Source organism: Desulfoluna sp. (assembly GCF_030145185.1).
In the GTDB taxonomy this organism is placed as follows: domain Bacteria; phylum Desulfobacterota; class Desulfobacteria; order Desulfobacterales; family Desulfolunaceae; genus Desulfoluna.
The window spans coordinates 120,714-130,841 of the sequence record NZ_JAQYWB010000003.1 but is presented as its reverse complement, the minus strand read 5'-3'; the positions used below and the strand labels follow the sequence as shown (position 1 = coordinate 130,841).

The 10,128-nt window shown below is 55.0% G+C and carries 8 protein-coding genes; 2 read left to right on the top strand and 6 right to left on the bottom strand.

Going from position 1 to position 10,128, the window contains the following annotated elements:
• A partial coding sequence (locus tag Q1Q75_RS01635; RefSeq protein ID WP_366945132.1) for a trypsin-like peptidase domain-containing protein occupies positions 1-801 on the bottom strand: 801 nt, incomplete at its 3' end.
• Positions 802-1,459: 658 nt separating this feature from the next.
• Here Q1Q75_RS01635 and Q1Q75_RS01630 point away from each other — a divergent pair.
• Positions 1,460-3,259, top strand: coding sequence for an ATP-binding protein (locus tag Q1Q75_RS01630; protein ID WP_300667265.1), 1,800 nt, complete (start codon positions 1,460-1,462; stop codon positions 3,257-3,259).
• Positions 3,228-4,592, top strand: coding sequence for a sigma-54 dependent transcriptional regulator (locus tag Q1Q75_RS01625; RefSeq protein WP_300667264.1), 1,365 nt, complete (start codon positions 3,228-3,230; stop codon positions 4,590-4,592). The genes Q1Q75_RS01630 and Q1Q75_RS01625 overlap by 32 nt, the downstream gene beginning before the upstream one ends.
• A 122-nt stretch (positions 4,593-4,714) precedes the next feature.
• Here Q1Q75_RS01625 and Q1Q75_RS01620 read toward each other — a convergent pair whose 3' ends face one another.
• The 5 genes from Q1Q75_RS01620 to Q1Q75_RS01600 all read right to left on the bottom strand — a co-directional run bounded on the left by Q1Q75_RS01620 (position 4,715) and on the right by Q1Q75_RS01600 (position 10,043).
• Positions 4,715-5,491: an NYN domain-containing protein gene (locus Q1Q75_RS01620; RefSeq protein WP_300667263.1), complete on the bottom strand. Its 777-nt coding sequence runs from the start codon at positions 5,489-5,491 to the stop codon at positions 4,715-4,717.
• A gap of 461 nt (positions 5,492-5,952) precedes the next feature.
• Positions 5,953-6,714 (bottom strand): SDR family oxidoreductase, encoded by a 762-nt coding sequence (locus Q1Q75_RS01615; RefSeq protein ID WP_300667262.1) that lies wholly within the window; start codon positions 6,712-6,714, stop codon positions 5,953-5,955.
• Positions 6,715-6,832: 118 nt separating this feature from the next.
• On the bottom strand, positions 6,833-7,894 hold the full coding sequence (locus tag Q1Q75_RS01610; RefSeq protein WP_300667261.1) for a phosphotransferase family protein: 1,062 nt from the start codon (positions 7,892-7,894) through the stop codon (positions 6,833-6,835).
• Positions 7,895-7,972: 78 nt separating this feature from the next.
• Positions 7,973-8,662, bottom strand: a complete 690-nt coding sequence (locus Q1Q75_RS01605) for a TetR/AcrR family transcriptional regulator (RefSeq protein WP_300667260.1) — start codon at positions 8,660-8,662, stop codon at positions 7,973-7,975.
• A 178-nt stretch (positions 8,663-8,840) separates the two neighbouring features.
• Positions 8,841-10,043 (bottom strand): acyl-CoA dehydrogenase family protein, encoded by a 1,203-nt coding sequence (locus Q1Q75_RS01600; RefSeq protein ID WP_300667259.1) that lies wholly within the window; start codon positions 10,041-10,043, stop codon positions 8,841-8,843.
• Positions 10,044-10,128 lie beyond the last annotated feature (85 nt).

The following is a 10,128-nucleotide window of genomic DNA, read 5'->3' as shown; positions in this document are numbered from 1 at the left end:
GGCGATGATGCCGGCGGCAAGTTTCACGGGGATGGCAAAACCAAGGCCCTGTCCCCCCTGAATGATGGCGGTATTGATCCCGATCACCCGCCCCTCAAGGTCCAAAAGCGGCCCCCCGCTGTTTCCGGGGTTAATCGATGTATCGGTCTGAATATAATCATCATAAGGCCCGCTGCCCAGGACCCGCCCCTTGGCGCTGACAATGCCCGCGGTCACGGTATGGCCCAGGCCGAAGGGGTTACCAATGGCCATCACCCACTGCCCCACCTTCACATTCTGGGTGTCTCCAAGCTCAAGGGCGGGAAGGGGCTCTCTGGGTTCAATTTTTATCAAGGCAACATCGGTGCTGGGGTCCCTGCCCGCAATCGTCGCGTCATACTCCTGACCGTCCTTGAGGATCACCTTGATCTCATCCGTATTTTCCACCACATGGTTATTGGTGACGATATACCCTGTAGAATCGACGATAAATCCGGAACCCAGGCTGCGCTGCTTAAATTCGCGCTGACGCTGATCCCCAAAAAATCGTTCGAAAAACTCATTCATCGGGTCGTTGGGATCGGCCCCTTGAAAATGCCGAGAAACCCGACCTCCGCCGTTCACGGTCTTCTCTGTCCGAATGTTTACCACGGAAGGCGAGGCCTTTTCCGCCAACGCTGAAAAATCTGCCGGGATCATCTTAACCGCTTCTGCCCGAACCGGAACCGCGATAAAAAGAAGGGCAATGGAAAGCATCATCAAGGTAAATAAACGTGTAGGGTCCACCGCGCTGGGGGCGGCAATATCTCGTGCGTGTGCCATATATTTGGGGTGCTCCATTAGGTTTAGACGTTGCGTCTCAGGTGAAAGAGCTTCCGAAGGACCCGGCTTATGAGAATTTCCAAAAAAAGGGGGAAAAGGATTTCTTTGGGTTGTCTTGCGTTTTGTGGGTTAAGCCGGGCCTTCAAGAGGCTTGCTGTTGTGCATTGCAACCGCTGTGCCAAAGCCAGAACAAGCCTTCCGGGTTAGTTTATAACCTCTTGCTATTTCACAAAAGATAACCTGTTTCTCCCATTTTTCAACAGGGCCCCTCTTTTTTTTTGTTGCAGACCCGGACAGCATGTTGGATACTTTTTAACCAGATGGTTCTCAAGTAGCCAGATCGGCCTGGCTACTTTTTAACCATTTCGTACTTGTGGGCCCCCTGGCTGGGTTGTGCTGACACCAGAAAAACCCGTTATCCGCCCCCCGAAAAAGAGTTCTCATGTGCCCGCTCACCTCATATTGACCTTACAGGCAAGGAGGTTGTGACCTCGATTGTCCGGATTCTGCATCGGCCTCGAAAAAAAGGTGGCACCCTCTGGCACTGGTCTTGCTAATTTATCAATTCTGGCCTTGTGCCATAAAAGAGCGCCAACGGGCGCGGTGCCCGACACCGTCCCTGTCGGGTGCGTTTCAACCATTAATCAAGAGAGCCTGTATGCCATCGGAACGGAAATTCTGGTCGGACGTCCCGCCCTGGATCTTTATTGGAGCGGTCGTGGTGCTTCTGCCCATCTCCTCCTGGGTCACCTTTGACAAAATCAAACGCCAGCGGGAAAACAGTATCCAGATTCTGATCGAAAAAGGGGCCGCCCTGATCCGCTCCTTTGAGGCCAGCACCCGAACCGGTTTTATGGCCGACAACTTCCAGGAAACCCGCAAACTCCAGAAGCTCCTCTTCGAGACAGCCCGCCAGCCCGACATCTCCTATATCCTCGTAGCGCAGGATAACGGCCGCATCATTGCCCACAACAAGGCCTCCCTGGCGGGAAAACGTCTCAACCTCTCCTACCAGGGAAAGGAGCTGGACTTAAAACGCATTGCCAGCTCCGGCCGGCTCTTCTGGCAGATCATTCATGAAGAGGGCGGCACACAGACCCTGGTCATTTTCCGCAGATTCACCCAGGAGGCGTCCAGCCTTTTGCGGATGCAGATCTCAAAATATGACAACCACACCCTCCCCGAGGCCGTCTTAAAATTAGAAAAGGCACCCGAGCGCATCATCTTTGTGGGGCTGGACATGAGCTCCGTGGAGAAGGCCGGAAAAATCGAAATGCAGGACTCCCTCATCTCCGGGGTGGTGTTGCTGCTCTCGGGATTCGGGGGCGTGATCCTTCTCTTCATGATCCAGGCCTATCAATCTACACGCACCTCTCTTTCCCGCATAAAAGCCTTCTCCGATACCATCGTGGAGAACCTGCCCATCGGCCTTCTGGCCTTTGACAGCTCCTTTCGGATCCTCTCCTTTAACCATGTGGCAAAAGAGGTGATGCAACTGCCCGACAACATCACGGGCAAAGAGGCCCGGGGGCTGCTGCCCAAAGAGTTCACGGCCCGGATTCAAGAGCTTAAATACGGCATCGGGATGGTGGAAGATCAGCTGGAATGCACCACCGCCAGTGGAGACTCCCTGCCCCTTCAGGTCAGCGCCGCCCCCTTGAAAGACGAGGAGCACCACGTCACGGGCTACATCTGCCTGTTCAAGGACCAGACGGAGGTGCGCAGCCTGAAACGGGAGGTGGAGCGAAGCCGGCGCCTCGCCTCAGTCGGCAAACTGGCCGCCGGTGTGGCCCACGAGATACGAAACCCCTTAAGCTCCATCAAAGGCTTTGCCACCTACTTCAGTGAGCGATACAAGGACAACCCCAACGACCTGAACATCGCCCAGATCATGATCAAAGAGGTGGACCGGCTGAACTTGGTGGTGGGCCAGCTTCTCGAATTCGCAAGGCCCGTAAGCCTTTCCCCGAAACGGGTGGCCCTCGACCCCTTTGTGGACAACTGCGTCAAGCTGGTCAGCATGCGGGCCAGAGAGCGAGGGATCACCATCGCCACCGTCTTCGATGACGCACCGGAAACAGCCTTTTTCGACCCGGATAAGATCAGCCAGGTCCTGCTCAACCTCTTCTTAAACGCCATTGAGGCCACGGAGCCTGAAGGGACCATCGACTTAAACGTCAACCGACCTGTGGGATCAGCAAACCTTGTTCTCACGGTCACAGACACCGGCTGCGGCATCTCGGAAGAGAACCGTGCCCACATTTTTGACCCTTACTTTACGACCAAAGCATCTGGAACCGGGCTGGGACTGGCCGTCAGTCACAACATCGTGGAAGCCCACGGTGGTGAAATCCGTATCAAGAGCATCGAAGGTGAAGGCACCACCATCACCCTGGTCATCCCAACCAAAGCGGAGCAGACAAACCATGACAAAAAACTTCTCGATTCTGGTTGTTGACGACGACACCTCGCATCGAACCATGCTGGCCACCCTGCTTACCGGGTGGGGCTATACCATATTTGAAGCCAACGACGGAGAACCGGCCATTGAGATGGTCACAGATCGCTACTTCGACCTGATCCTGATGGACATCCGCATGCTCAAGGTCTCCGGTCTGGAAGCCATGGAGAGAATCAACAAGATCAACCCGGCCATCCCCATCATCATCATGACGGCCTATTCCTCCATCGAAACGGCGGTGGGAGCCTTGAAAAACGGAGCTTACGACTACCTCACCAAACCCATCGACTTCGACAAGCTCCGGCTCACCATCGAACGGGCCACGGAACGCCAGCGCCTTCAGGAAGAAAACCAGCGGCTGCGCCTCTCCTTAAAGGGCCAGTTCGACCGCCAGAACATCATCGCCCGAAGCAGCGTCATGACCCAGCTCTTAGACACTGTGGCCCAGGTGGCCACCTCCGAAGCCACGGTCCTCATCACCGGAGAATCGGGCACGGGAAAAGAGCTCATTGCCGGGGCCACGCACTACAACAGCACAAGGCGGGAAGGCCCCTTTGTCAAAATAAACTGCGCGGCCATCACCGAATCCCTCCTGGAATCCGAACTCTTTGGCCATGAAAAGGGGTCCTTTACCGGTGCCCAGAGACGCAAAGAAGGAAAATTCATTCAGGCCCACAGAGGCAGCATCTTCTTAGATGAGGTCTCGGAGATGCCCCTCTCCATGCAGGTGAAGCTCTTAAGGGTCCTTCAGGAGCGGGAAATCACCCGGGTCGGGGGCGAAGACGTCATTCCCATCGACGTGCGCGTCATCACCGCCACCAACAAAAACCTGGCGGACCTCGTGCGTGAAGGAAAATTTCGGGAAGACCTCTACTACCGACTCAACGTGGTGGACCTCTACCTTCCCGCCCTTCGTGAACGGCGTGACGACATCCCCCCCATCGCCCAACACTATCTCCAAAGCCTGGCCGCAAAAAACCGGAAAGAGATCTCAGGGTTTACCCCGGAAGCCATGGATCTGCTGGTGCGCTATCGCTGGCCGGGCAACGTTCGCGAGCTCATCAACACCGTGGAACGAGGCGTGGTCCTCTGCCAGAGCCAGTACGTGGGCATCGAATCCCTGCGCCTGATGGAAGAGGAGCAAATGGATCCCGTTCGACCGGCCAGCGGCTCCCCCGATTCCATCAAACCCCTCGAAGAGGTGGAGAAAGAAGCCATCCTCTTCACCCTGGATGCCACCGGCAATAACAAAAGCGAAACCGCCCGGCAGCTCGGCATCACACGAAAAACCCTCCACAAAAAACTCAAAACCTACGGGGTGATGCCCTGAGAAGGGGAAAGACGAAACGCAAAAGGCTCGTGATCCTTAAAGAATCACGAGCCTTTTTTTCAAGCTTACCCGCTTTGAAAACATCGGTCTCAATTTTATAAATAAAAGATGTTTTTTATTTTTTACCGGGTCTTCCAGTCGAACACCGAAATATTTTCCGCCTTGAATTTATCCGGGCCCTGCTCAATGGAATCAAACTCCAGGATCGCCCCTTCACGCTTGTACCGCATGAGCTGATCGCTGACGATTTTGGGCTCGAAATCATTCACGTGGCAGAAGACATTGCTCTGCACATCACCGACACCCAAGCCGGTTCGCATATTGAGGAAGCCATATTCACGGCCCTCTTTCACCGAGTAAATCACGCCGCGTTCCCGTTGTTTGGTGTCAAACCGGCTGGGCATCAAGCCCGGCACGAGAAACCCGGAGAAGCTGTTGTCCACTTCCCTGCGCAATTCAGAGCTGGTGTTGTCAAAGGAGAGCAAATCCACCCGTTTGCCCCGGTTCTGAAGCGCCCGGACAAGCCGCAGGAAATCGCCATCTCCGGTACCGATCAACACATAATCAAGGTTCTCAGACTGGAGCAGGGCATCCACGGCCAGGTCGAGATCCGCGTTGGCTTTGACCACCGTGTCCCCGTCATCATTGAAATACCGTTTGACGGGTTTTAATATCAAGTGAAACCCGGCTCTTCGCATCGCGTTGCGATATTCTTCGCTTCGCATGCGGTATTCGTGATCAAACTCTTCACGGTCAAAATCCGCCGCCAGGTAAGCATTGGCGCGAACAATCGTGGTGTCCTGAGCGGTGACCAGATCTCGAATGACACTGTAGCGCATCCCCCAGCCACCGTTAAAGCTGAGGTTGTCTACATCCAGAAAAATACCTGCTTTCAGCATAATATGATTATCTCCAATACATGAATGCAAAGTTTGCCTCTAAAAAAAACAGCCCCCCCCCCGACAAACTTCAGGACACAAAAAAAATAGACGACCCCACGTCCTAAAAAATAAAGACGAAACCCAAGAGACAATTCACCCATTGCTGTCCCTTGAGGCCCCGAGAAGTTCCGCAAGGCCACCCTTCACAAACCGCGAGCACGCTACGCGCCCGGAAAAACACCGGGCACGGCACTAAATTTATAGGAATATCTTGGATATCCTTACCATATATTTGCAATTACTACAAAGGATGAACTCATTTAAACCACAGAAGAAAGTCAAACTTCCTCTTCATCCAACAAAAGTCCATGACTTTTACAGGTGTCTATTTTTCTATTATTCAGGCAATAAAAAAGGCATGCTCCTGTTTTTTTCTCGAGAGCATGCCCGTGCAGAATGTATTTCCTCATTTCGCGATATCAGGCGAGCATTCCTCCATCCACAACCAGGGCACTGCCCGTCACATAGGAGGCCGCATCGGAGACGAGATAAAGAACGGCACCGGCCATCTCGGAAGGCTCAGCCACACGCCCTGCAGGGATCTGCTGAGTCACCTGCTTCATGATCCCCTCATCCTGTGTAATGGCTGAGGCAAATTTGGTATCGGTGAGTCCCGGCAGCAGGGAGTTCACACGAATCTTATCGGCGGCCATCTCCTTGGCCAGGGCTAGGGTCATGGCGATCATGCCCGCTTTGCTCACCGAGTAGATCCCTTGAAAAAATGCGGGCCGGATGCCGTTCACTGAGGCAACATTTACGATGGACCCCCCGCCATTTTCCTTCATCAGCCGCGACCCATGCTGAATCATAAAAAAAGGACCTTTAAGGTTCACGTCAAAAATTTTGTCCCAGGCCCACTCCTCGGCATCCATCATAAAGCCGAAATGAGGGTTGGCTGCCGCGTTATTCACCAGAATATCCAACCGCCCACAGAGCCGCTTCACCTCGCCCATCAGATGCTCGATCTGATCGAGATGTCCCGTGTTGCAGGCCACGGCATGGGCCTTGCCCCCGGCCGCTTCAATCTTTGCCTTGACCTCTTCAAGTCCCTCGATCTTCCGACTCACCAGCACCACTTCGGCCTCGGCCTCGGCCAACAACAGGGCGATGGACTCCCCAATCCCCCGACTTGCGCCGGTCACAATCGCAACTTTTCCCTTCAGCGAAACAGATACAGCCATACCTACCTCCCATGATCCATTGATTCCTGATTTAATGCATAAACGGCCAGCGCCCGTGGGGCAACCGGTAGAGATCAGTCACTGGAATGTAAAACGACTCTGTTAAAAAAAAATTCTATTACAGGTGCGAGGACTCGATCACAGAAAGTGCCGCCCGCTCCAGGATCTGAACGCCAAAAATCAACATGGCAAAACGTTTGTCCTGTGTCAGCCCTTGATGGTAGCGCTGGTAGATCTGCTGGGCGATGACGGCCAGGCGAAACAAACCAAAGCAAAGATAGTAATCAAACCCTGAGACATCGAGACCCGTCAGCCGTCCGTAGCGTGCCACCAGCTCCGCCCGAGTCAGCGCCCCCTCCATATCGGTGGGCATGAGGCGCATCATCTGCATCTCCTCCGGATCGCCCTTCTCCACCCAGTAGGCCAGAGAGTTGCCCAGGTCCATGAGGGGATCGCCATAGGTGGCCATCTCCCAATCCAGCACCCCGATGATCTCCATGGGATTGGCCTCGGCCAGGACAATGTTGTCAAATTTGTAGTCGTTATGCACGAGGGTAGGCCGGGCCGTGTCCACCGGCATCTTCTCCACCAGCCACCCCATCACCGCCTCGAAATCGGGGGCATCCTCGGTTCGGGCATTGCGGTAGCGCTTGCTCCACCCCTCCACCTGCCGCTTGACGTAGCCTTCGGGTTTCCCCAAAAAACCAAGGCCCGCCTTTTCCACATCAATGCTGTGAAGGGCCACCTGAACATCTAAAAGTGTTTCGCAAAGGGTTTTTGCCTGCGCCGGGGTGTAGGAGAGATCCTCGGGAAGCTCCTTTCTCAGGATAATCCCCTCCATACGCTCCATGACGTAAAAGGGGCAGCCCATCACCTCTGGGTCTTCCGTAAAGTAAAGGGGCTCGGGGCAGTAAGGGTAGTGGGGTCTTAAGGCACTCAGGATGCGGTACTCACGCCCCATGTCATGGGCACTCTTGATCCTGGCCCCGAAAGGAGGCCGGCGGAGCACCATCTCTTTTTCCCCCACCCGGACAAGATAGGTGAGGTTGGAAAACCCGCTTGGAAACTGAGTCAGGGTCATGGGACCCGACAGCCCCGGAATGCTGGACATCAGACAGTCATACAGTGCGCCCTCGTCCAGGCCCTCTCCTTCACGAATGGTTTGTGCCGTATCCTTCATGTGCTCTCCTTTTCCAAGTTTGAATGAGGCGAACATAAAAAACAGTCTCCGGCGGCCCTGCCGGGGGGCAATCTTTGTCTACAAAGCCAGCCGAAAAAAGGCCATCTCGATCACGGCATCGGCATACCGTTCCACGGTGACCTTCCGTTTTCTGAACTTCCAGCGTTTCAGGTACCAGTCCTGCTGCATGGATTTGATCAGACCGGCCAGGAGCGCTGCATCACAAGGGGCGAAGGTTTTCAGGGCGATTCCCTCCTCGATCAGATCGGCAAGGGCCTTCTCGGTTGCGGCCTCCATGATCAGAGCCTGGGTGAGGTCCTCTTTTCCGAGATGCCTCGATTCCATAAAGTTGAAAAAAAACCAGGGACGGGCCACTTCACTCAGGTAGATATGAACCCGAATCAGGGCATCAAGTTTTTCAAACGGATCCGTAAGGTCTGTGAGGCTCTCCAGCAGAAACCGTTCCACGAGCCGACGTCCCTGACCCTGAATCAGAGCCAGCAGCTCTTCTTTCCCTTTGATATAACCGTAAAGCCCCCCCATGGAGAGGCCGCTCTCGTTGCAGAGGTCCCGCATGCTCATGGCCTGGAACCCCTTCACCTTGGAGATGGTGAACACGGCCTCGATGATCCGCTGCAGATTCCTCACCGCCGTCGCCTCTTTTTTCACGCGAATCGATTCGGCGTTTTCCCGGAACAACTCCCGGGTCATCTCCTCCCGGGAGATCTCATACCTTTTTTTAAATGCGTCAAAACTTTTGTCTGTCACGTCTTTTTCTTATCCTTATCTATTCAGCTTATGCCTCCGGCGGCCCTGCCGGGGGATAAACGTTTGAAAAATTTAACAAACAGGTCTTAAAAACACGTCACATAAGGGTACCCTTGCGCACCCCTTTCTTACCCCCTTGTCATCGGAGGACCTTTTCGTTCCACAGAGGCTGTCTACCTCACTTCCCGCCCTCATAGCTTCGCAGGATCCGTTTGGCCAGGGAGGTTTTATGGACCTCGTCGGCACCGTCGTAGATGCGGGCGGCACGTTCATGGCGATAAAAATAGGCCAAGATGGTGTCGTCGGTCATGCCGAGGCCTCCGTGAACCTGGAGGGCGCGATCCACGATGCGGTTCATGGTATTGGCCACCACAAACTTGATCATGCTGATGCTGTCCCGGGCCTTGGCGGCGCCAACCTGATCGATCTGCCAGGCCGCATGGAGGGTCATGAGACGGGCCGCCTCCATTTCGGCGGCAGATTCGGCGATCCAGCCCTGAATGATCTGGCGGGTGGCCAGGGTTTTTCCATCGGGGGCGATAACACGCTCGTTGGCCCGCCGGCACATGAGGTCAAAGGCACGCCTGCAGATCCCCAACCAGCGCATGCAGTGGTGAATACGACCCGGTCCGAGGCGCTCCTGGGCGATGACAAACCCATGGCCTTCAGGTCCCAGAAGGTTCGACTGGGGCACCCGGCACGACTGATAGAGAATCTCAGCGTGGCTCATGTACCCGCTCCCCTCATGGCCCATGACCGGAATATTGCGCACGATATTGAACCCCGGGGTGTCGCTGGGGACAATAATCATGCTGGCCTGAAGATACCGAGGGGCCTCCGGGTTGGTCACGGCCATGACGATGGCAAAATCCGCCCCGTCCGCGCTGGTGGTGTACCATTTGTGGCCGTTGATGACGTAGTCATCACCCTCTTTGACCGCCGTGGTCTCCAGCATCACCGGGTTGGACCCGGGCATGTCTACCTCGGTCATGGAAAAACAGCTGCGGATGGTGCCTTCCACCAAGGGGTTCAGGTAGCGCTCCTTCTGCGCCTCGGTGCCGAACAGGTGGAGGATCTCCACATTGCCCGCATCCGGGGCCTGGCACCAGAAGGCAAAATGACCTAAAGGAGAGCGCCCCAACGCTTCGGAGACAAGCCCATGTTCTAACAGCGTCAGGCCCATACCCCCGCACTCCGTTGGGAAGTTGGGGGCCCAGAGCCCCATCTTCTTCACCATCTCCTGCTTCTCACGGATCTTCGGCAGCATCTCATTAAAATCATGCACGAGATACTCCGGCTCCATGGGAATCAGCTCCCGATCCACAAACTCGTTGATCATTGAGACGATGGTCTCAATGCGTTCCGATACGCCAAAATCCATGAGGATCTCCTTAATTAGAGTGATCGGCGACGGCCACACCCCTTCCAAGAGGGGCCGCCGCCGGCCACATATCCAATATCCGGTC